The organism is Archangium sp. Cb G35 (assembly GCF_001896145.1).
Classification (GTDB): domain Bacteria; phylum Myxococcota; class Myxococcia; order Myxococcales; family Myxococcaceae; genus Archangium; species Archangium violaceum.
The window spans coordinates 223,195-245,077 of the sequence record NZ_MPOI01000003.1; the positions used below are offsets into that span (position 1 = coordinate 223,195).

21 protein-coding genes are annotated in these 21,883 nt (G+C 67.8%); 10 read left to right on the top strand and 11 right to left on the bottom strand.

The window, feature by feature from the left end:
• Nucleotides 1-6 precede the first annotated feature (6 nt).
• On the top strand, nt 7-897 hold the full coding sequence (locus tag BO221_RS11440) for a CHAD domain-containing protein (protein WP_073560455.1): 891 nt from the start codon (nt 7-9) through the stop codon (nt 895-897).
• A gap of 60 nt (nt 898-957) precedes the next feature.
• Nucleotides 958-2,208: an Hsp70 family protein gene (locus BO221_RS11445; RefSeq protein ID WP_073560456.1), complete on the top strand. Its 1,251-nt coding sequence runs from the start codon at nt 958-960 to the stop codon at nt 2,206-2,208.
• 12 nt (nt 2,209-2,220) lie between these two features.
• On the opposite strand, the gene BO221_RS11450 is transcribed toward BO221_RS11445, so the two are convergent.
• From BO221_RS11450 to def, 3 genes are all read right to left on the bottom strand, one after another.
• Nucleotides 2,221-3,606 (bottom strand): hypothetical protein, encoded by a 1,386-nt coding sequence (locus BO221_RS11450; protein ID WP_073560457.1) that lies wholly within the window; start codon nt 3,604-3,606, stop codon nt 2,221-2,223.
• 150 nt (nt 3,607-3,756) lie between these two features.
• Nucleotides 3,757-5,025 carry a cellulase family glycosylhydrolase gene (locus BO221_RS11455; protein ID WP_233165915.1) on the bottom strand — a complete coding sequence of 423 codons (1,269 nt, stop codon included), beginning with the start codon at nt 5,023-5,025 and terminating at the stop codon, nt 3,757-3,759.
• 127 nt (nt 5,026-5,152) lie between these two features.
• On the bottom strand, nt 5,153-5,755 hold the full coding sequence (gene def / locus BO221_RS11460; protein ID WP_073560458.1) for a peptide deformylase: 603 nt from the start codon (nt 5,753-5,755) through the stop codon (nt 5,153-5,155).
• 162 nt (nt 5,756-5,917) lie between these two features.
• On the opposite strand from def, the gene BO221_RS11465 reads away from it, so the two are divergent.
• A complete protein-coding gene (locus BO221_RS11465; protein WP_233165917.1) occupies nt 5,918-6,898 on the top strand; it encodes a M28 family peptidase in 981 nt (326 codons plus the stop codon).
• Nucleotides 6,899-6,901: 3 nt separating this feature from the next.
• On the opposite strand, the gene BO221_RS11470 is transcribed toward BO221_RS11465, so the two are convergent.
• Nucleotides 6,902-7,264, bottom strand: a complete 363-nt coding sequence (locus BO221_RS11470; protein ID WP_073560460.1) for a helix-turn-helix domain-containing protein — start codon at nt 7,262-7,264, stop codon at nt 6,902-6,904.
• A gap of 191 nt (nt 7,265-7,455) precedes the next feature.
• Here BO221_RS11470 and BO221_RS11475 point away from each other — a divergent pair, with 191 nt between their 5' ends.
• Complete coding sequence (locus BO221_RS11475; protein ID WP_158079821.1) at nt 7,456-8,664, top strand: cyclic nucleotide-binding domain-containing protein; 1,209 nt, start codon at nt 7,456-7,458, stop codon at nt 8,662-8,664.
• A 6-nt stretch (nt 8,665-8,670) separates the two neighbouring features.
• Here the strand turns inward: BO221_RS11475 and BO221_RS11480 are convergent, their stop codons facing one another.
• Nucleotides 8,671-9,264, bottom strand: a complete 594-nt coding sequence (locus BO221_RS11480; RefSeq protein ID WP_233165919.1) for a chalcone isomerase family protein — start codon at nt 9,262-9,264, stop codon at nt 8,671-8,673.
• Nucleotides 9,265-9,429: 165 nt separating this feature from the next.
• On the opposite strand from BO221_RS11480, the gene BO221_RS11485 reads away from it, so the two are divergent.
• From BO221_RS11485 to BO221_RS11510, 6 genes are all read left to right on the top strand, one after another.
• Nucleotides 9,430-10,791, top strand: a complete 1,362-nt coding sequence (locus BO221_RS11485; RefSeq protein ID WP_073560461.1) for an erythromycin esterase family protein — start codon at nt 9,430-9,432, stop codon at nt 10,789-10,791.
• 46 nt (nt 10,792-10,837) lie between these two features.
• Nucleotides 10,838-11,620, top strand: coding sequence for an alpha/beta fold hydrolase (locus tag BO221_RS11490; RefSeq protein WP_073560462.1), 783 nt, complete (start codon nt 10,838-10,840; stop codon nt 11,618-11,620).
• Nucleotides 11,621-11,709: 89 nt separating this feature from the next.
• Nucleotides 11,710-12,147, top strand: a complete 438-nt coding sequence (locus tag BO221_RS11495; protein ID WP_073560463.1) for a hypothetical protein — start codon at nt 11,710-11,712, stop codon at nt 12,145-12,147.
• A 78-nt stretch (nt 12,148-12,225) separates the two neighbouring features.
• Nucleotides 12,226-13,089, top strand: a complete 864-nt coding sequence (locus BO221_RS11500; RefSeq protein WP_073560464.1) for a general secretion pathway protein GspE — start codon at nt 12,226-12,228, stop codon at nt 13,087-13,089.
• Nucleotides 13,090-13,212: 123 nt separating this feature from the next.
• Nucleotides 13,213-13,986, top strand: a complete 774-nt coding sequence (locus BO221_RS11505; protein ID WP_073560465.1) for a hypothetical protein — start codon at nt 13,213-13,215, stop codon at nt 13,984-13,986.
• A gap of 126 nt (nt 13,987-14,112) precedes the next feature.
• Complete coding sequence (locus tag BO221_RS11510) at nt 14,113-14,340, top strand: hypothetical protein (RefSeq protein WP_073560466.1); 228 nt, start codon at nt 14,113-14,115, stop codon at nt 14,338-14,340.
• 9 nt (nt 14,341-14,349) lie between these two features.
• Here BO221_RS11510 and BO221_RS11515 read toward each other — a convergent pair whose 3' ends face one another.
• From BO221_RS11515 to BO221_RS11545, 6 genes are all read right to left on the bottom strand, one after another.
• Entirely contained in the window at nt 14,350-14,676 is a 327-nt protein-coding gene (locus BO221_RS11515) for a hypothetical protein (protein WP_143195396.1), read from the bottom strand.
• Between the two features lie 137 nt (nt 14,677-14,813).
• On the bottom strand, nt 14,814-15,611 hold the full coding sequence (locus BO221_RS11520) for a nucleotidyl transferase AbiEii/AbiGii toxin family protein (RefSeq protein ID WP_158079822.1): 798 nt from the start codon (nt 15,609-15,611) through the stop codon (nt 14,814-14,816).
• Nucleotides 15,608-16,279, bottom strand: coding sequence for a hypothetical protein (locus BO221_RS11525; protein ID WP_073560469.1), 672 nt, complete (start codon nt 16,277-16,279; stop codon nt 15,608-15,610). Before BO221_RS11525 ends, BO221_RS11520 begins: the two co-directional genes overlap by 4 nt.
• Nucleotides 16,280-16,290: 11 nt before the next feature.
• Nucleotides 16,291-17,037 (bottom strand): RNA ligase family protein, encoded by a 747-nt coding sequence (locus tag BO221_RS11530; RefSeq protein WP_073560470.1) that lies wholly within the window; start codon nt 17,035-17,037, stop codon nt 16,291-16,293.
• A 309-nt stretch (nt 17,038-17,346) separates the two neighbouring features.
• Nucleotides 17,347-18,990: a discoidin domain-containing protein gene (locus BO221_RS11535; protein WP_083680957.1), complete on the bottom strand. Its 1,644-nt coding sequence runs from the start codon at nt 18,988-18,990 to the stop codon at nt 17,347-17,349.
• Between the two features lie 1,239 nt (nt 18,991-20,229).
• Complete coding sequence (locus BO221_RS11545; RefSeq protein ID WP_143195397.1) at nt 20,230-21,663, bottom strand: hypothetical protein; 1,434 nt, start codon at nt 21,661-21,663, stop codon at nt 20,230-20,232.
• Nucleotides 21,664-21,883 lie beyond the last annotated feature (220 nt).

Genomic DNA, 21,883 nt, shown 5'->3' on the forward strand with positions numbered 1-21,883 from the left:
GGAGCCATGCCTCGCCCTACCCCCATCCGCGGGCTCGGCCCGGACAGCCGCCTGGAAGAGGCCGCCCGCCGCCTCGTCTCCAGCCGCCTGGCCGATGTGCGCCACGAGCAGGACGCCCTCGACGGTCAGCTCACCGAGGACGGTGTCCATGACATGCGCGTGGCCACCCGCCGCCTGCGCGCGGCGCTGAAGGTGTTCCGCCGTCTGGGCGGGCTGGCAGCACTGGAGCGCGAGGTGAAGAAGCTCCAGGACGCCCTGGGCGAAGTGCGCGACATCCACGTGCAGGGCGCCTGGCTGAAGCAGGCGGCCCGGAAGGAGAAGCCGGCGAAGCGGGCTGGATTCGAAGCGCTGCGCGCGAGCGTGGAGTCCCAGCTCGGCGCGAAGGAGAAGCAGTTGCGGCGCGTGCTGAAGCGCTGGGACACACGGACGGTGCCCGCGCTCCTGGACGAGGCGAAGCGGTTGGAGGGTCCCGGGCGCTATGGAGGCCAGCGCGTCCGCCGTCAGCTCCGCCGCCGCCTGCGCGAGGTACAGCGGCTCATGGAGGACTACGCGGCCGCTCCGGATGCCGCCACGGCCCATGAGCTGCGCAAGGAAGTGAAGAAGCTCCGTTACGAGGCGGAGATCTTCCGGCCCGCCATGCGCCGGAGGATGGAGGCGATGCTGGAGACGCTGGTCCCCCTCCAGGAGTTGCTGGGCGAGCTGCACGACTCGGACGTACGGTTGGGGCTGCTCGAGGGTTTCGCCGCGAAGGGCACCGCCGCCGAGCGCACCGCCGCACGCACGCTGCAGGAGCACGTGCGCGAGGAGCGGGCCGAACGCGCCGCCCACACTGCCCGTGAGCTGCAACGCTGGCACGCCGAACGGCTGAACCGTGGCCTGCGCCAGCTGTTGGATTGAGGGCCGCCCTGCACTCCGCGCTACCCATGCGCACCGTTTGCGCGTAGAGGAGGCCCCCCCATGGCCGCCTGCGGACTCGACTTCGGAACCAGCAACACCGCCATCGCCCTCCCGGACGGGACGGTGCTCCCCATCTCGCCCGGCTACAGCGATCCCCGCCTCTACCGCTCCGTCATCTTCTTCCCCGAGGACGAGCGCGAGGTGTACACGGGCGCTCCGGCCATCGCCCGCTACCTCGAGGACCACACGGGCCGCTTCATCCAGTCCGTGAAGTCCTTCCTGCACAGCGCCTCCTTCCGCGCCACGCAGATCCGCGGCCGCACCTGGCTCATCGAGGACCTCGTCGCCCTGCTGCTGCGCCGCGTCCGCGAGGCCGCCGCCCCCCACACCGGCGGCGCCCCCGAGTCCGTGGTGCTCGGCCGCCCCGCCATCTTCTCCCCGGACCCCGAGGCGGATGCACTCGCCGAGCAGCGCCTGCGCAAGGCCGCCGAAATCGCCGGCTTCACCCACGTCCAGTTCCTCATCGAGCCCATCGCCGCCGCGCTCTCGTACGAGGCCCAGCTCACCCGCGACGAGCTGGTGCTCGTGGCCGACTTCGGCGCCGGCACCACGGACCTCACGCTCATGCGGCTGGGCCCCTCGCGCCGCGGCAATCCGGACCGGCGCGCGGACGTGGTGGGCTCCACCGGCGTGCGCATCGGCGGTGACCGATTCGACGCCGAAATCATGCGCTACAAGCTCCTGCCCCGCTTCGGCGCCGGCTCCACCTACAGGGTGCGGGGCTTCAGCGACAAGCGGCTGGCCGTGCCCCAGCACGTCATGTCCAAGCTGCTCTCCTGGCACGAGATGTCCTTCATCCGCGAGAAGTCCACCCAGGAGCTGCTGGAGCTGATGCTCGAGTCCAGCGACAAGCCCGCCGAGGCCGAGGCCCTGTACGACCTCGTCATGGACAACCTCGGCTACCGGCTCTTCCGCGCCATCGAGGCCGTCAAGGTCCAGCTCTCCTCGCAGGAAGAGGCCACACTCGACTTCGAGGAGGCCCGCATCCACCTGCACGAGCCCATCACCCGCGCCGAATTCGAGGCAGCCTCCGAGCCGCTGCTCACCGAGCTGCGCCAGGTCACCGAGGGGCTGCTGGAGCGCTGCGCGGGAGCCGGCGAGGTGGACGCCGTCTTCCTCACCGGAGGCTCCTCTCAGATTCCCGCCGTGCGCCGGCTCTACACCGAGCGCTTCGGCGAGGAGCGGGTGAAGACGAAGGACGCCTTCACCTCCGTGGCCGAGGGCCTGGGGCGGGCCGCGGCGTCTGCTTGAATCCGCCGCGCCTCAGCGGCGCTGCACCCAGTCGAGGATGGGCGTCCACACCGCGTTCTGCGCATCGGCGGCCAGGAACAGGTCCGCGTGGCCGTAGTCCACCGCGCGGTACATGTCCGGGAAGCGCTGCACCACGAGCGAGGAGACGTCCGTGCTTCCCAGCAGGGAGAGGCTGTGCAGGCCGTAGCCGCCCATGCCTCCCGCGGCGCCCACGTACAGCACCGGCACCCGCACCCACGCCAGGTGGTCGTCATACGGGACGGCCGGCGCACCGCACCACATGGCGAAGGTGTCCACCTGCTCGCCAATGCTCTGGTAGGGAGAGGCTTGCGCCAGGGTGTCGAAGAAGAAGGGCGCGGCCGTCCACGAGAGCCCCGTGGGCAGGCCTTCCGCGCTGAACTGGCCGCCCGTCCAGTGATAGTTCGGGATGACGGGCGGAGTCTGGAAGGCGTGCGTCGCCGCGCCGAAGAGGAGCGCCACCTGCCGGTTCGTGCTCCCCGGAAGAAGGCTCGAGGGCGCCGCGGGCTGATGGATGGCGAGCCCCGCGATTCCCTGCATCGTCAGCCCCAGCATTCCTCCCTCGTACTGCCCCGAGGCCTGGACCTGCGCGAGCGCCGCATGCGTCTGACACGCCGCCTGACGCTCCTGCGTGGCGCCCGGCGCGAACGTGTAGGCCATGTCCACGGGGATGAAGCCGCTCACGTGGCGCTTGTCCAGCGGCTGCTGCGTCTCTCCATTCAGGTAGGCGTAGGAGATGGTGGCCCCCCGGCTCCAGCCCAGCAGCACCATCCGCCCGTTGCCGTTGCCCGTGAATGAACGCCACCCGCGCGCCAGGCCCAGACCGATGCCCACGTCCTTGGCGTGCATGCCCAGGTTCCAGCCCTTCATGAAGGAGAAGTCCGTCGTCCCGCTCGGAACATGCACCCAGCGCAGGTCGATGCCCCACACGTCCACCCCCCGCCGCGCCAGGAAGACGGCGATGGATTGACTCGTGGGCACCGCCGGGCTCGCGGCGCTGGAGAGGAACGCGCCCCGGAAACCCAGTGCATCTCCATGCACCAGGAACATCGACTTCTGCGTGCGCACCGGCGACCACTGGCCATGCTCGCGCACCACCCGGTGCAAGGTGATGAGATCATAGGCCCCAGGCCCCACCCGCACGCGATAGCTGTACTCGTAGATGTCATCGACCAGTTGCCGGCGCTCGACGTTGCTCAGCGTGCAGGGCTCGCCGTCGTCACCGTCACCGCCGTCGTCATCGTCGTCACCGTCCTCCTCGCCGTCACCGTCACCACAAAGCGCCTCGAGGCGCTCCGTGTCCCATCCCTCCCACTCCTCGTCATCGGCGCGGGCCTGCTGCGCCAGACCCAGCACACCGATGCAAAACCACGCGGCCATCCTGCCCGGAATTCTCATACGGCTTTCCTTCCTCATGGGGACTCTCTTATGCGGGAAAACTGGTCATCCCAGCCATTCCCGACAACCCCATTCCATGTCTTTCTTCAGCGGGACATGAGGTTTTTTGGAGAGGCCACGCGGAAAGACAGCTCAACGCGTGCCAGAGAGCGCCGTGGCTTCGACGACGAGGTCCGCGTAACGGTTGCGCGGATCCGCGGGCACGGTGCCATCGCGGTAATAGAAGGTGAACTCGTCCCACTCATCCGGCCGCGAATCATTCGCGAACATCCACGGGCCGCTGGCGCCCGCGCCCACGCGCCAGGCACAGCGGAACCAACCGCGGTACATGGCCCGCCGCTCGTCGAGCGAGAAACCCTCGTGGTTGCGCAGGGCGAACTCGCCGATGAACAGGGGTTTGCCCACGTCCCGGGCAATGGCGGCGTGCTCGAAGAACCAGTGCGCCCCGGCGCGGGCCGTGTCGTCCCGCTTCACCCCGTAGAGCTCCGGGTAGAAGTGCACGCTGGCGAAGTCGATGAAGGGCGAGGCCGTGTTGCGGCGGAAGCTGCTGCCTCCCTCGAAGAAGGGAGAGGACGCCGCGCCCCGCCAGAAGCGCTCGTCATAGCCCGCCAGCGAGGTGTCGAAGCCCTCCTCACCCGTACCCACCAGGTGCCCGGGCGCGTACTCCTTCACCACCGCGGCCACCTCGTCCACCCAGGCGCGCATGGCCGCGCCCTCCGGGTCCAATCCCTTGCCACGTGGCTCGTTGAGCAACTCCCAGGCCAGCACGGCCGGGTGCTCGCCGTAACGCAGCCCGTCGAAGGTGTTCTCGCGCGAGAGCAGCCGGGCCACGTGCGCCTTGTAGTGGTCGATGACGGCGCGCTCGGTGAAGAAGCGCGGATCTCCCTCCACCGGCGAGGGCAACCCCGCCCACTCCACGTAGCGCCGGGTGCCTCCGTAGGCGTCCCAGTAGTTGCCCAGGGGCAGGATGAGCTTCACGCCGTACGCGGCGGCACGGGTGAGCACCAGATCCAGCCCGCGCAGGGACACCTCGTCATATTGCAGCGGCGCCACCTGGATGGCGGAGTCACCCCGCTTGTCGGCCCCGTCGTTGTAGCCCGTGGTGCGCACGGCGTGGGCTCCGAGCGCCGAGACCTTGGCGAACGTCTCCTCCACCGCGGGCGATTCGGTGCGGCCCCGCCGCAGGTCCCTCGTGGCCTCCTCCTGGAGGTAGTAGGCATTGAGCACCACCGCCGCGGAGGGCGCCACGCCCAGACGCATCGCGGGCGCCTCGGGGCAATCCGAGGCCTCGTCCTGGAGCAACGCCAGGGAGTCCTCGCCACAGCCCACCGCTGTGAGCAGCAATGCCAACAAGACAGGAGCACGCATGCGCGACTCGCGGCGGAAAGGCACCATGCCCATACCACCCGAGCCTCTCCTCCAGGTTACCTCGCACTCTGACACGGCGCTGCCCTCCCGTGTCTGTCTTGTTGGCCCGTGCACGCCTTCATCGCCCCACAGATTTCGGGCTCGGGAAGTACCGCGGAACTCAGCCCCGAGGCTCGGACAGCCCGAGCGCCTGGCGCACCTCGGCCACCTGACGGGAGGCCCAATGACGGCGGTGGTTCTCCAGGGTGGTGAAGCTGCGCGGCTCCATCCGGTCGAGGTAGAGCATGCCGTCCAGGTGGTCGATTTCATGCTGGAGGATGCGGGCATACCAGCCACGCGCCTGGAGGGTGATGGCCTCGCCGTTCTCGTTGAAGGCCTCCACACGCACGGCGCGGGCCCGCCGCACCAGCGCGGAGAAGCCACTGACGCTCAGGCAGCCCTCGTAGAACTCCACCGGCTCCGAGTCCTCCACGGTGAGGCGCGGGTTGATGATGACGTGGAAGTCCACCGGCTTGCGCTCCCGCGCGGCCAGCTCCTCGGGGGAGAGGGCCGCCTGGTACTCGGCCCGGTCCTCGATGACCGCGAGCCGTACGTCCACCCCCACCTGTGGCGCGGCCAGTCCCACTCCCGGCGCGTCCCGCATGGTCTCGCGCATGAGGGTGATGAGTTGCCGCACCGCGGGGCTCATCATCTCCTCGGGGGTGAGCTCTCTCGCGCGCCGGCGCAACACCGGCTCTCCAGCCTGGACGATCTTCAGCATCATGGCCCACGAGGATACGCGGAGTGGTGCGCGCGGGGGCACTCCCAGCACCGCCCTCGTGCCCGCTCGTGGACGGGAAGCCCGCCCGCCCCATGGACAGACCCCCGCCCGGCGTGGCTTCGTCCGCTCGTGGATTCTTCGAGGACATCTTGGAAGCGCCCCCTCGTGCTCGGGGCGGTGGTGGGACTCGGTATGATGGGCGCGGCGGCCTCCTGCTGGATGGGGCGAGCGCCGCCCGAGCCGGTGGCCGCCCCCTGTTCCCCCGCACAGGTGGACCCCGAGCGGTTGAAGGCCCACGTGCGCACCCTGAGCGAGACCTTCCACCCGAGAGACCACCAGCACCCGGACAACCTCGAGCGCACCGCGGGCTACATCGCCGAGGCGCTGTCCCGCGCGGGCGGGCGCGTGAGCTCGGAGCCCTACACGACGGGCGGCGCGAGCTACCGCAACGTCATCGCCACCTTCGGCCCGGACAGCGAGGAGCGGCTCGTCATCGGCGCGCACTACGACGCGGCGAAGGGAGCACCCGGCGCGGACGACAACGCCAGCGGAGTGGCCGGCCTGTTGGAGCTCGCGGTCTGGCTGGGCGAGCACCCACCGCCCATGCGGGTGGATCTCGTGGGCTACACGCTGGAGGAGCCACCCCACTTCCGCCGGAGCACCATGGGCAGCAAAGTGCACGCGCGGGGACTGCGCGAGCAGGGCGTGAAGGTGCGCGCGATGATCTCCATCGAAAGCATCGGCTACTTCTCCGACGACCCCGACAGCCAGCGCTACCCGGTGGCCTCGCTGAGGCTGCGCTACCCCACGGAGGGCCACTTCATCGCCGTGGTGGGCCGCACGGATGAGCGCGCACTGGTGGACCGCGTGCACCAGACCCTGGGGACCGCGAGCGAGCTGCCCGCGGAGTCGCTCGCCGCCCCCCGAGGCCTCAAGGGCGTGGACTTCTCGGATCATGGCAGCTACTGGGACGAGGGATACCCGGCGGTGATGGTCACCGACACCGCCCTCTTCCGCAATCCGCACTACCACACGCCCCAGGACACCTGGGACACGCTCGACTACGCGCGCCTGGCGAAGGTGGTGCGGGGAGTCCAGTGCGCCGTCGAGACCCTCGCCTCGCCCGCTGCACCGGGAGCACGCTGAGCCCTACCTGCTCCCCACGGCGGTGGCCACGGCCGTGAGCGTGCGGAGCGCGGCGGGGGAGAGCGTACGCACGAGGGACGCGAGGCGGCGCAACTCGGGTGACGGTTCCGGCACGGGCAGGCCGGCGAGGGCTTCACGCTCGGCGGGATCGAGCCCCAGGAGCACATCCGAGGAGACGTTCAGGGTGGCGCACAGGCGGCACAGCGTGGGGACACTGGGAAGCATCTGTCCGCGCTCGATGCGGCCATAGACGGCGGGGGCGATTCCCGCTTGCGAGGCGACCTCGGCCTGCGTGAGCCCGGATTGCTCCCGGGAGACCAGGAGCGCACCGCCCAGCATCCGCTTCAATTTGCCGATGTCGTCCATGCGAGTGGATACTACCTCAAAAAACGGCCCGCAGGGAGTAACTTCCCAGGTAGATTCGAGACATGCCAGACGGCCCGTGGAACACGTCGTTTCCGTGCCATGGAGCCAACATCCACTGTGGCTTTACCCGGCCCTCCATCTCGTCGATCATGCGGTCGCGTCGTCCTCGCCGCACCCGTCTGGAGGTTCCCGTGGCACACCCCACCGATGAGGCCTGGCAGCTGAGCCGGCAATACAAGGACAGCGCCGCCGCCAACATCCTCCAGGGCAGGCCCGAGGAGGCCCTCGCCGACTACCGCAAGGCCGTAGAGCTCAACCCCCATGACTCCGCTGCCCGCATCAAGGTGGCCGAGCTCCTCGCCCAGCTCGGACACCGGCAAGAGGCCATCCGCGAGCTCCACTCCATCGCCATCCGCTACGCCACCGAGGGCAACACCCTCCACGCCATCGCCGCCTGCAAGCTCATCCTCGCGCTCGAGCCCCAGCACGCGGAGACCCCGGAGAACCTCGCCAGTCTGATCGCCATGCGGAACGCCGAGGAGCACCCTCAGCCCAACGAACCCGAGCCGCCCGGCACGCCGCTGTTCTCCAGGCTCCCCAAGGACGTGTTCCTCGCGCTGCTCGAGCTGCTGGAGATGCGCCGCGTGAACGGAGGCGAGCACATCATCACCGAGGGCGAACAGGGCCGCTCCATGTTCATGCTCGTGACGGGCACGGTGCGCGTGGTGCACACGCCCAGGAACGCTCCACCCCGCACACTCGCCGAACTGGCCGAGGGCTCCTTCTTCGGCGAGCTGGGACTCATCTCGGACGCGCCCCGCACGGCCAGCGTCATCTCCATCCGCGACTGCACCCTGCTGGAGGTGACGCGCGACATGCTCGCCCAGCTCGGCGCCCGCTTCCCCACCTTCGAGCGGATGGTGCAGCAGTTCTACAAGGACCGGCTGCTGAACAACCTGCTCGAGTCCAACCCCGTCTTCCAGCCGCTCTCCGGCGAGCAGAAGCGCGCCATCGCCCAGCGCTTCCAGACGCGCACCGTGGAGCCCGGCACCGTGCTGCTCCAGCAGGGCCAGCGCAGCCAGGCACTCCACCTGCTGCTGCGCGGACGCTGCTCCGTGGTGCACCAGGATCCCGACGGCGGCGAGCGTCCCTACCCCGACATGACCGAGGGCGCCCTCTTCGGGGAGATCTCCCTGCTGTTGGATCTGCGCGTCACCGCCACCGTGCGCGCCGCCACCTCGTGCCTGCTGCTGGTGCTGGATCAGGAGACCGTCAAGGAGCGGGTGCTCACCCACCCCGAGGTCCGCCGCGCGCTCACCCACCTCAGCCGCGAGCGCCTGGACCGGACCGCGGCCATGCTCGCCGAGGGCGCCGAGGTCCGGGGCTCCTACCTCATCTGAGCGCGGCTAACGCTCGTAGATGGGGTTCTCCGACAGCCACGCGTCGAAGAGCGCGTCCGCGAAGGCCTTGCCGGGAATCGTCGCGCCCTGGCTGCCCTCGCCGGAGATGAGCAATCCCTTGTCCGGCAGATAGGTGATGAGCAGGGTGTCACCCTTGCGCACGCCCTTGAGCGACTGGAGGAGCATCTCCGATTGGCGCTTCATCTCCGGGGAGCGCAGCGCCCGGCTGTTGGAAAGGAAGGCGCGGAAGGCTTCCGCCAACTGCTCGCGCTTGATGCTCCGCCGGAAGTGGAGCTGCAACTGCTTGGGTCCCTGGAAGGCGATGGCCTGCTGGGTGGAGGCCGGCTTCTGTTCCAAGTAGAGACCCCAGACGTAGAGCTCGAAGAAGAGCTTCTTCTTGAGCTCCACGTGATCCAACAGGAGTTCCTTGCCCTGGAGCGAGATGGCATCCGGCAGCCGGACTCCCGCCATCACCTTCGCCTGGGCCGTGCCCACCATGAGTGTCATGGCCAGCACCAGCCACCGCGCGCCCCGCCAACACCTCCCCGCAGACACCGTCCTGTTCTCTCGCTTGGGCTCCATGTCGTCGAAGGTGTTCATGCCCTCCAGGGTCGGCCAGCCTGCTTATTCCGGAGTTGAAAGAGAGCGCCTGCCCGCTCGCCTGGAGGGGGCCAGATGGGAAGCGGGCGTGCCCTCCCGTCTGTCAACCCTCCGGCTTGTCGGGGCCGCGTGGGCAGGTCCGGGCCGCCTGCCCACCTTCACTGCATGAATCCGTTCGATGAAGACAGACCCGGCGCGCAGGATCTCCGTCCAGAGCTCATCGATGGAGTGCGCACCGCGGCCATCCCCTTGAAGGATGACGATTCGGACTTCGACGCGCTCCTGGAAGGCATCGGTGACGCGCGCTTCGTCCTGCTGGGCGAGGCCACGCATGGAACCCACGAGTTCTACCGGGCCCGCGCCGCGCTCACCCGCCGGCTCATCGTCGAGCGGGGCTTCAGCGCGGTGGCGGTGGAGGCGGACTGGCCGGACGCGCTGCGGCTCAACCAGTACGTGCACGGCCAGGGCCCGGACACGGATGCACGGCGGGCACTCGACGGCTTCGAGCGCTTCCCCCGGTGGATGTGGCGCAACCAGGAGGTGCAGGAGCTGGTGGAGTGGATGCGCGCGCACAACGCCGCGCGCGGGAAGGACGCGCCGCGGGTGGGCTTCTACGGGCTGGACCTCTACAGCCTGCACGCCTCCATGCGCGAGGTGATTCGCTACCTGGAGACGAGAGACCCCAAGGCGGCCGAACAGGCCCGGCACCGCTACGCCTGCTTCGACCGCTACGGCACGGACCCGCAGGCCTACGGCCACGCCACGGCGTATGGCTACGCGGACACCTGCTCGGAGGAAGTCCTCGAGCAGTTGCTGGACCTGCGCCGGCGCGACGTGGAGGGAGCACTCGAGCAGGACGCGCTCTTCCACGCGGAGCAGAACGCCCGGCTGGCGCGCGACGCGGAGGCCTACTACCGCACCATGTTCGCCGGGCGCGACGAGTCGTGGAACCTGCGCGATACCCACATGGCGGACACCGCGGACGCCCTGGCCGAGTACCTCGGCCACCGCTACGGCAACCCGGCGCGCATGGTCATCTGGGCGCACAACTCGCACCTGGGCGATGCCCGCGCCACGCAGATGGGGGACCAGGGCGAGCTGAACCTGGGCCAGTTGATGCGCGAGCGCCATGGCCGGGAGACGTACAACGTGGGCTTCACCACGTACTCGGGCACCGTCATCGCCGCGCGGGAGTGGGACATGCCGGGCCTGAGACGGCGGGTGCGGCCCGCGCTGGGAGGCAGCTACGAGGCGCTCTTCCACGAGGTGGGCCTGCCGGGCTTCCTCCTGCGGATGGAGGACCTGGGCGAGGCGGGCGCGGGCCTGCGCGAGCGGCGGCTGGAGCGCGCCATCGGCGTCATCTACGCGCCCCACAGCGAGCGCTACAGCCACTACTTCCACGCGGACCTGCCGACGCAGTTCGACGCGGTGCTGCACTATGACCTCACCAGCGCGCTGCACCCGCTGGACCGCGACGCCGGCCACGAGGAGGAGGATGCCGCGGACACCTGGCCCTTCGGGATGTGAGCGAAGGCGCTGCGAGGCGGAGGCACTCGGGATATAGGAGGCAACCGTGATTCTCGAGAGCTTCCAGGTGGGAGAGGGGCAGCGGCCCACGGTGCTGCTGCATGGTTTCCTCGGCACGGGGCGCAACCTGCGCTCGCTGGCCACGGCATGGAGCGAGGCGGACAAGAACCGCCGCTTCCTCCTGCTGGACATGACGGGTCATGGCGCCTCGCCACGGCTGCCGCCCGGGGCCACCCTGGCCACGGTGGCCGGAGACGTGCTGGAGACGGCGCGCGCGGCCGGGCTGCAAGGGCCGCTGGACCTGGTGGGGCACTCGCTGGGAGGGCGCGTGTCGCTCGCCGCGAGCCTGCGCTCCCCCGCCGACGTGGCGAGCGTGACGTTGCTGGACATCACCCCCAGCCCCATCCCCACCCAGCTGTCGGAGAGCGGCAAGGTGTTGGAGATCCTCCGGGCCGCGCCTCCCAGCGCGCCGGATCGCCGGACGATGCGCACGGAGCTGACGGGACGCGGGCTGTCCGGCCCCCTGTCGGACTGGCTCCTCATGAACCTGGAGCCGGCGCCGGACGGCACGGTGCGCTGGCGCTTCGACCGCGAGTCGCTCGCCGAGTTCCACGGGCGGGTGAATGGCGAGGACCTGTGGGCCGCGCTGACGCGCCCGGGCGCGAAGGTGCGCTGCATCCGCGGCGGCCGGGCCCACTACGTCTCCGACGCGGACCTGGCACGGATGGAGTCCCTGGGCTGCCCGGTGGCCACCCTTCCCGACGCGGGCCACTTCGTCCACGTGGACGCCCCGGAAGCCCTGCTGCGCTGGCTCACCTCGGAGCCCTGACACGAGGGCCGTCACGTCCGGGAATTGATTCCTCCATCTTCCTTGGCAGCCCTCTCCGGCTGCACTGGACCCGATCAGGAGGAGCACCCATGGACGCCACGATGGAAACCGCACCCGTACACGTCATCCCCGAGACCCGCGCCGAGCCCGTCGTCCCCAACATGTTCGAGTTGTTGGGCCGGGGCGTCTCCATCCACTTCTCGACCACCAGCTTCACCGGCGAGCCCCGGCTGCACTACCAGGACTCCTGCCGGGAGGTGAACGCGAGCGGCGAGGAGATCCGCCAGGAGGAGACGGAGCTCGGCACGTTGGTGACCATCACGCTCGAGCCGGACGCGGATGCCGGCTCGCTCCTCTTCACCGTGGTGATTCCGAGGGCCCGCGTCGATGGTCCCGAGCGGGAGGTGCGCATCGAGACGCAGGGCTTCCTCACCCGCAGCCGGTTCTCCCGGCTCCCCACCGACGCCCAGTTGCAGACGTACATCGCCGTCCCGCTCCGGGGCCGGGCCTCCCAGGTCGACTTCTGACCGGAGGGCAGCCGGCGAGACGGGGGCTCGTCGCGCTGCCCATCGCCGGGCTCGGGCCGCATGGCAACGGTTACAGCCATGCAGCTCGGGTCCAAGCGCATGCTCGGCGAAATCCTGATGGAGCTGGGGCTCATCGACCGGGCCCAGCTCCGCCTCGGGCTGGTGCACCACCACGAGACCCGGGTTCCACTCGGACGGGCGCTGGTGCGCGAAGGGCTGTGCACCGAGGACGAGGTTCTCCGCGCCCTCTCCCTTCAGCTCGGCCTGCCCGCCATCGACCTGGATCGCGAGCGGCTGGATCCCAAGCTCACCCGGCTGGTGCCCAAGCGCATCGCCCAGAAGTACCGGGTGGTGCCGCTGCGGCTCGAGAAGGGCGAGCGCGTGGTGCTGCACGTCGCCCTGCCCGCCCCGGCCTCGCTCGAGGCGCTGGACGCGGTGCGAGCGGTCTCCGGCAAGCCCCGCGTCGAGCCGCACCTCGCGTCGGACACGGCGCTGGGCCACGCGCTCGCCGCGCTGTATGGCCTCCAGGACGACGCCACGGAGCCGGCCTTCGGCGCCACGGGCGCTTCGGGTCCGGACTCGCCACTGCTGCTCTACGCGTGGCCTCCCGTCACCGCTACCCTCATCTCAAGAGCGCTCGCGCGGCACGGAGTGCGCTCCAAGGTCGCCACTCCGCTGGAGGTCATGCACTCGACGCCCTCGGACATCGTGTTCGCCCCGGTGCAGGCCATGGAGGGGCTGCTGGCGGGGGAAGCGCGCATCTCGGGGGCTTTGCTCCTCTCCGGCGGCTCCACGGACGAGGACCTCGAGCGGGCCCACCAGATTGGAGCGAAGGGCTACGTCGCCAACCCGCTGGACGGCGAGCTGCTGCTGCGCGCCATCCGCCGGCTGCGCTCCATACCCGGTGACACGTCGCAGCCCCTGCCGGGCCCGAACGGCTGAACCCTCTGTATGCCCGGGCCCGGCCCGGCTACAGAGACCCCACCACGTGCATGGCTATGGGTCCACGCTGGCATCCGGTAGAGTCCAGCGCATCCGATGAATCCTTTCCATGTGAGGGGGAAGATGAACCCGAAGTCGGCCGTCGCCAGTGGAATGCTCACGATGGTGTTGCTCGGCGGTTGCCCGAACCCGAGCCGCTCGCAGCTCCGGGAGCAGCCGGAACAGCCCGCCGCTCCGGCGATGAAGAGCACCCCGGCGGCGCTGTCGTCTGCGCCAGCACCGGCGTCCGGAAAGCCCGTGACCGAGGGCCGTCTCATCGACTCGGGATTGATCATCGAGACCTTCGCGACGCGGTTCGGGAAGAAGGATCTCAAGCAGGTGCCGTCGGAGGTGATCGACACGGGCATCTTCCGGTCCGTCCCCTACCTCACGTACGAGACGTCCCGGGGCGAGCTCAACATCTACGGGGACCCCCAGCACCCCGCGGGCGTGGAGATCGGCATCTACGCGGGCAAGACGAGCACCAAGGAGGAGCTGCGCAACCTGATGGCCGGGCTGCTCCAGCAGGCCGCCGACCGGGATCTGGTGCACAGCCTGTCGCTCGATGAAGACAAGCTGGAGCGAGCGGGCCTCACGTTCGAGGTCACTCCACCCACCTCGGATGAGAGCTATGGAGGCTGGTGGATCTCCATCTATGACGCAGCCGCCATCGACAGGGCCCGAGCCTCGGATGCCGAGCTGAAGACGATCGCCGTGGAAGCGCCCGAGCGGAAGGACGAGCCGCCGGCGGAGCCGAAGAAGCCGCCGCGCAAGAGCAAGAAGCCGGACACGTCGGATCGCGTCTACATCCCGGACTACAGCCGGGAGGAAGGCACCTACGTCCGTCCGCCGCTGTAAACCGCCCACACCGAAGCTCCCGGGTTCTCACCGCTCGCCCGAGTGCCCGGGAGCCGAGCCTTGTCCCCATTGCCGGAGGTGAAGACCGTTCAAGGAGCGGCGGCTCCCAGGCCGCGGGAGGCCCACATGCTCCATCTCCGCGCACTGCACGCATTCCTGTGGTCGCTCTTCATCACCCCGGCGCTGGCGCTCGCGCAGACGGCCGAGCCCATCGCTCCCTATGAGGTCTACGACTCCACCCGCTGGGGACTGGGCTGGCTGTGGCTCGCGGTGCTCGCGGTCGTCATCGTCGCGCTGGTGGCCTGGGGCTTGTCTCGGGACAGGACGCATCGGGGTCCGCCATTGCCCCATTGATGCGGAGTCTTATTGGTGAGCGGGAGAACCCTCGGAGCCCGTGTTGGAGCCGAGAAGCTCGTGGGGCAGGCGGACGAGCACACGGCCGATCCCGCGCACCACGACCCGCCGCGACTCCGCATCCAGGCTGAGTTGCACACAGCAGCCCTGCGCGTAGAAGCGCAGGCCTTGTTCGTCCTGATAGGCGAGTTGATTCCACCTCGCGTCATCCGGCGGCCAGAGCGCCGCCAGCTCCGCGATTCGCGCGAGCATCAGGTGGATGGTCGCGCGCGTGCGCTCGGGCAACTCCTCCATCAAGGCGAACAGGTCATCCGATAGCTCAATGACATAAGGCATTCCCAGAGGGTGGGAACCCTTGGTGTGCCCAAGAACTGTACTGGGGGCCGTTGACGCCGTCGCCCAGGCCTACCCAGGCCTGCTCTCCCCCTCCCCTGCCAGTCCCCTGCATCCCTCCGCGCCAGGTCTTGCCCGAATCACGGCCGGGGCCTATCCGCCCGGGCTGCATCCCATGTGGGCCGGAGCGCCGTGGCGACCGCGGCCACCACCTCGGCCAGGGCCTCGGGACGACCCTCGGGCTGGCCATGGCGATAACGCGCCCACTTCTCGTTGCTCCAGGGGCTCCGGCCGAACTCTCCCGCCATCAGCCGCTCCATCAGTTCCAGCGAGTCCCCGCGTGATTCGAACGCCAGCCGCAGCGCCCGGGGCAGCAGCGCCGTGTCGAGCGGCGCGTACCGGGTGAGCAGGTACACGTCGAAGAGATCCTTGGGACGGAAGCGGCCCTTTCCCCGCTCGAAGAGGCCGTGCACCTTCCAACCGAGCAGCGTCTCCGGCCGGCACGCGAGCACCCGCGCCGCCTGGGCTTCCCCGACCTCGTACTCCGTCCACGCGGGCCCCGGGTCCATGGGGTCACCGAAGCCCGTGTCGATGCGCAGCTCGAAGCTCCCGACCACGCCGGGCAGCCGCGTCTCCACGAAGACCCGCACGCCCGGGAACGCCGTCTCCGCCCAGATGACCTCGGACTTCAGTGCACCAAAGGAGAATCCATCCTCCACCCCGGCCCGCAGGACGGACTCCAACCGCTTCACGGTATCCGCCGCGTCGAAGGGAAACAGGGCGAGGAAGTCCAGATCCTCCACCGGACGCGGCACCGGACCGCTCCACAGCCGCATCATCAGCCCGCCGCGCAGGACGAACGACTCCCGCTCCGGGGACAGCGCGAGGCGGCGAAGCACCGCCGCCCCGGCGCGAAGTGGCAATTCATGGGCACTCACGTCACGTCTCCCAGCCAGCCCCGGTCCAGCCCGCGGTTGGAGTCGTACACCGTCCACTCACGCATCCGCTGCGTCAGCTTCAACCCCGTCGCCGCCAGGTCCTCCAGCAGCGCCGAGAAGCGCGCCTCGGCGTTCGCACGGCCCAGGCCGTACACCCGGAGCGTGACGAAGCGCTCGGACGCACCATCCTCCCGCACCTTCCGCGCGTTGCGCGACAGGTGCGCGCCATGGCTCTCACAGCGGGCCCGCAACGTGTCCAGGTCCGTGAGCCCGGAGGGCAGCAGCACCTTCACGTGGAACTCGAAGTAGTTCGCGGGCTGGGCCCGTGCCGTCGCGTCGTCCTCGGGGATGTCCCGGTTCTTGCCGAGGGCCTCGAGCTTCAGGCGCTTCACGTCGAAGCCCTCGGCGGCCAGGGCGCGCGCCATGGCCCGAGCCTCCTCGAGCGCATGAGGGAGCGTGCCATGGTGGTACGAGGCCGTCATGGGCTGGAAGGGCTCGGCGCCCCGGCCCAGCTCGATGAAGATGCACTTCACCGAGGCCGCGTCGCAGAACGCGCGGAAGCGCCGCAGGTCGTCCTCGGAGCGCGCGGCGACGGTGATGTGCGCCTCGAAGGCGCCTCCCTGGCTCTGGGTCTTGGACGGGTTCCCGGTGACGATCGAGCCAGACACGGCGGCGCCTCCTACGGCTGCGGCGCCTCGGGGCGCCAGTTCCACACGGCGGCCCTCCCTGTGTTCTCCGGCAGGAGGCTGCCATCCACCTTCTCCGGCCGTACATACTTGGCGAGGAACTCCACCCTGACAGCGTCGCCCTCTCGCCGCTCCACCCGCCAGACAGCCCCCTCCACCGGGTCCACGGCCCCATGGAAGCCGCCCGCCTGGAGCCGCTCCATCACCGCGGAAATTCCCAAGGGCCCGCCCTCGTGGATCAACCCTGGCGTCACGAAATTGCCCGCACGGATGCGCTCGGTGACGGCGTGCCACGGCAGCCGCTCTCCGTCCCGCATCAGGTCGAAGGCGACGAAGGGCTCATGCGGCAGCACGTAGCGGGTGCCATGCGCGAGGGCCAGCCACTCGCCCACGAGCCGCTCTCCGGGTTGGAGCACGGCCAGGAAGCGCTCCGCGTGCACGGCGACCCAGGCAGCCCAGAGCCGGCGGGCCTCATTGGGAGACTGCGACGCCAGACGCCCCTCGCGGCCCAGGGCGAGCACGGAGTCCCCCACACGAGCCGCGGCCACGCACGAGCCGTCGAGCTTCTCCAGCACCACGATGTGGTCTCGCGTGTCGCGGGTGCGCTCGGTACAGATGCGCGCGAGCGCTGGGGAGAGGTGGCGATCCGCCGGCCCGGTGCGTGAGCCCGGGAGGTGGGGAATCGAGCCATAGGCCTTACGGCCGAGGGGACGGAAATCAGGGGCGGGACGCGGTTCCACCGGTGCGAGGGTAACACCGATGTCGCCAAGCCAGCCTGATTCCTCCTGGTGTCTCCCCACCAGGAGGAATCGAGTTCCAAGCGGCAAGGGCGTGAGGAGCCGTCCAGGCTGTTCGACAGCACCAGACGTCCCACGAAGCCCTTGAAGCCATGAGTGCCTCACCAAGTCGCTGCCGTCGAGGATGGCAGCGAAACGGATGATGGCATCCTGGTCTCGTCACCACTGATTCTCAAGACAACGACCCTAGCACTCACCACGCACAAACGCTGTTCTCAAGGCACAGTCCTTGTCGGTATACCAGTCGGAGAACTATTTGAACCAAAGTCGGACTGCCTGGTCTGTAGTGCCCGCACAACTGATTGCGGCTCCGGCTGGCCATGACGGCTCCTGATCGAACATGAATGCCCGGATGCTGCAGTACCGCCCATAATTGTTCTGACCAATCCCCATGCTACCATTGACTGGCGTCACCGGGGACACAGGGGTCGAGAAGGACGGAGAGGAAAACCCCTGATTACAGGAGCCTATAGGCTTGTTGAACAGGCTGTTTTCCCAATCCACCACACAGGTAGGCCGGAAGTAGACTCGATTGAATTGATCGGTCAAAACCCAGGCGACCGTCGGCCTCAAGATCCTGATGGCGCTACTGCCTAGCCGATATGACTCCGTCAGGCCACCAAAGTTCTGGGCGTTGACGGTGCTAAAAATATATGGCAGCAGTTCGGCAGGGCTCTGATTCATCACCAGCGTCCACCCACCTCCATCGCTTGTCATATCGCAGTAGACCCAAGTAGGAGCCAGAGAACCCATGTCATCGAAGTCTACTTGGTACACACCACTGCCCGTAGACATCCCACTCTCAAGAATCCCCTGGCAACTGGCCTTGAGCGGCAAGCTCATGACTTCGACCTCTGCGAGCGAGAGATAGTCAGTCCCCGCCAACTGAACTCGGACGTAGCGCCCTGTCCGGTTCACTGCGAGCGCGCTGGGAGTACCTGCTTGACCAAAGATGACATAGGTGGAAACTCCAGGCTGGGCACGCGTAGCACTCGGGTCGTTCGATGTGAATGGCACATCGGAAACAAAGACATAGACATTACTCAAGCGTTTCGTGCAGCAGTCCGTGCGATTCCAGAGGTTGATCTGCTGAATGCTCCGCACAGTCTGCAGGTCGACTTGCCACCACGGATTGGCCTCGAGCCGGGTGTGAGTCACCGAACCGTGATACCAATCCCCATCAATGTTGCCATCCACGGCGCGACTACTGACTCCTTCCAGCGTGCTCGATTGACTGGTCGGTCTGCCGAGAGCCAAGTTGAGCGCTGGGGCAAGCACCTCGACTTCCGCCAGTGAAAGGTAGTTGGTCCCAGCCAACTGTACTCGAATGTAACGTCCACTCTGGTTTACGCTGATCGCACTCGGAATGCCTGCTTGACCAAAGATAACATATGTCGAGACCCCGGACTGAGAGCGCGTGATGTCCGGATCATTCGATGCAAATGGCGCATTAGAAATAAAAACATAAACATTACCCAGGCGATTCGCGCAGCAATCCGTGCGATTCCACAGATTTACCTGCTGGATGTTTCTCACAACCTGGAGGTCGACCTGCCACCAAGCATTGCTCTCCAGCTGGGTGTGGGTCACCGAACCGTGATACCAATTTCCATCGGTGTTGCCATCGACGGCGCGACTGCTCGTCCCATCTAGCGTGCTCGACTGGCTGGTCGGCCTGCCAAGTGCAAGATTTGCATGTACGCTTCCCAAGCCTTGTAGCAATGCCCCGATCTCCGGGCCATCACTCTCTCCTTGTACAGCATCAACTCCTGATTTTTCGAGAGAAACTTCGGGCACACCACACCCCACAAACACGAGCAATGCGCAGAGTCCCACCCATTTCAAACTCACATGACACAGGGCACCACTCCTCCTGCATGCGCTCGACATGAACATGTCTCTCCATTCGTTCAGCCTGTCCTTTTTTGGCCGTAGCAATCTGGGCAGACCGAGCGCAGACACAATGCCTATCTGGCTTTTCGCGCAAACACCGTTTCTTAGAGGTTATTGCAGAGATTGGCTTTGTTGATTGGCGGAGAATTGTGAACTGCTCTTCATTCAGCAGTTACCAAGAGGCCCAGTCCCCTGCGTCTCCCCTCACGGAGTGCCAGGGCAGCCGCTCTTCGTCCCGCATCGGTCAAAAGCTACGAAGGGTTCATGCGGCAGCATGTAGCGGGTGCCGTGCGCGAGGGCCAACCACTCACCCACGAGACGCTCTCCGGGTTGGAGCACGGCCAGGAAGGGCTCGGCGACCCAGGCGGCCCAGCGCCTGCGAGCCTCGTTGGAGATTGCGCCACCAAACGTCCCTCGCGGCCCAGGGCGAGCACCGAGTCCTCCACACGGGCGGCGGCCACGCACGAGCCATCGAGTTTCTCCAGCACCACGAGGTGGTCGCGCGCGTCGCGGGCGCGCTCGATGCAGATGCGCGCCCACGCGGGGGAGAGGTGACGATCCGCCGACCCGGTGCGAGAGCCCGGGAGGTGGGGAATCGACCCGTAAGCCTTGCGGCCGAGCGGACGGAAATCAGGGGCGGGACCGGGGTCCACCGGTGCGAGGGTAGCACCAATGCCAAGCCGTCCTGGTATCGTGGAAGCACAGGAGACAGAGCGCATGCAGACCCCTCATGCCATGAAGAGCGCATGTGCATCCGCCCGCGAAACGCCGGGTGTGTGGTGCTGGTGCGTTCTCGTCGTCCTGTTGATGGGCTGTGTTTCCAAGCAACGCCACTGGGAGGAGTTCCGGGGTAGCAGCTTCGAGCAACTGCGCCGGGATTACGCGTGTGCCGTTTCGATGAGTTACGAGCCCCCGATGTCCAACGAGTGTTTGAGGATCTCCTGGACCGCCATGAGGATGATGGAGCAGCACCAGCAATGCAGTGCGGATTCAGACTGCATCGTCAGGAGCCTCTGGCCGCCCGTCAGTCCCTGCTGCACCGCTGTGAATCGCGCATGGATTCTCGGCCAGGAGGCCTTGGACCTCGAAAGGGATGTGGAAGGAGTCTGTGGCTATGTCGACCGCATCTGCGCGCGAGCCTCCTCCTGCGAGGCTCGCTGCGTGAAAGGCCAGTGCGCTCTCCGAAACCCCGAGCCCTACCTGATTCCCGCGGACGCCATCTGTAGCAATCCCTCTTGAGGCTCAATCGTGGGTCTGGATGCCCACGGTGGCCCCCGTGTCGTCCCAGACGTTCCCGGTGAAGGTGCCCGTCGTCCCCGTGCTCTTGAGGATGGGACAGTTGTAGTAGGAGTTCCGGCCGAAGCGATTGTTCGTCGCCGACACCGTGAGCGACGTGCCGCCCTTGTGGGAGAAGTTGAACGTGCAACGGCCTCCGTCCGCCCAGTTGCGGCGGATGAAGAGCGAGCTCACCACGCCGAAGTCCTGCGTCACCTGGATGGCCGCGTTCTGGCTCTCCGGCATGACCAGGTTGTTGTCCTGCACCTGGATGTTGCTGCCGCTGAGGATCTGGATCGCGTCGTTGTGGCTGTTCTTGCCGCCCTGGTTCGGGTCGACGCTGAAATACGTCATGTCGTGGATGTAGCAGCGCTCGATGACCGTGTTGCTGCCCGCCTTGATGCCATCCACGCCGCCGTGGATGTTGAGCCTGCGCGCCGTGAAGTTCGAGCCGCCGAGGTTGTCGATCCACGCCGATGGGTTGGCGACCGTCAGCTCGCTGTCCTCGATGAGGTTGTCCGTGCCCGACTCGAAGGACACCACCTTGCGGTTCCGGGTCGCCACGCCTCCACGGATGATGGAGCGGCGGATCACGACGTTGCTGGCGCGCACCGTGACGAAGCCGTGGATGTCCAGCCCTTCGATGACGGTGCCATTCGTCGTGATGGTGAGATCTCCGTTGTGGACCGTCAGGGCCGCCCCCGATGGAACGCCCGTGTTGGTCGCGTCCGGGCGGCCCGTGATGACGGCGAAGTTGTCGAAGCGGCCATTGTTGTCCCGGGAGCCCACCCCCACCTGCCCGCTCGTGAGCTGCGACTCGGTGGCGGAGGCCAGCTTCACACCATTCAAGTAGACGGCGACGGCGTTGCCGTTGCGGATGACGCGGATGCGGTAGGAGGTGTTCGCGGCAATCTGCCCGGAGAAGTCCGCCAGCTGCGTCTGCACGCCATCCACCACCCGGAACAGGCCGTGGGTGTTGGCGTCGTTGCTGACGTTGAAGCTCGCGTAGAGGTAGCGCGTGCTGCTCTGCCTGCCGAACACCACCGCGAAGTCGGCCCACAGGTGGGAATCCGTCGTCCGGGCATCCACCTCCAGCTGGAAATCGCCAGTGACGGAGGTTTTGTGCAGCGCGGTGTTGGCCAGCCCCAGGGTCTCTCTCTCGGAGGCCGCGGCATTCGCGAGGACGAGCTGCCCGCCCGTTACGCTCCACGTGCCGCCCACCGTCGTGAAGTTCGCGGCGGAGGTATCGAAGGTCTCGGAGATGAGCGCGGTGGCGGCCGACTCCACCTGCCCCGCTGCATCCGTCACCTCCTCCGGAAGGGCGGGACCTCCGCACCCCAACAGGACGCCCAGCGCTCCCGCCCCCAGCATCCGCATTCCGAACCACCGTGTGTCAGCCATGACCTTCTCCCATGTTTCAGCTAGAGGGAGATGGCGGACTAGTCCACATAGTTCATGAATACCAGTTTTTCAGTTTGATGCATGAGTCTGGCCCCAGGCTTTGTCACACAACTTTCTCGGGTGCATGTGAAAAGCAACCTGGGGAGCTCGATACCCTCACCCCGTCCCTCTCCCGAGGGGAGAGGGGATATTGGGGAGATTGGACTCGGCGCACCGCCTT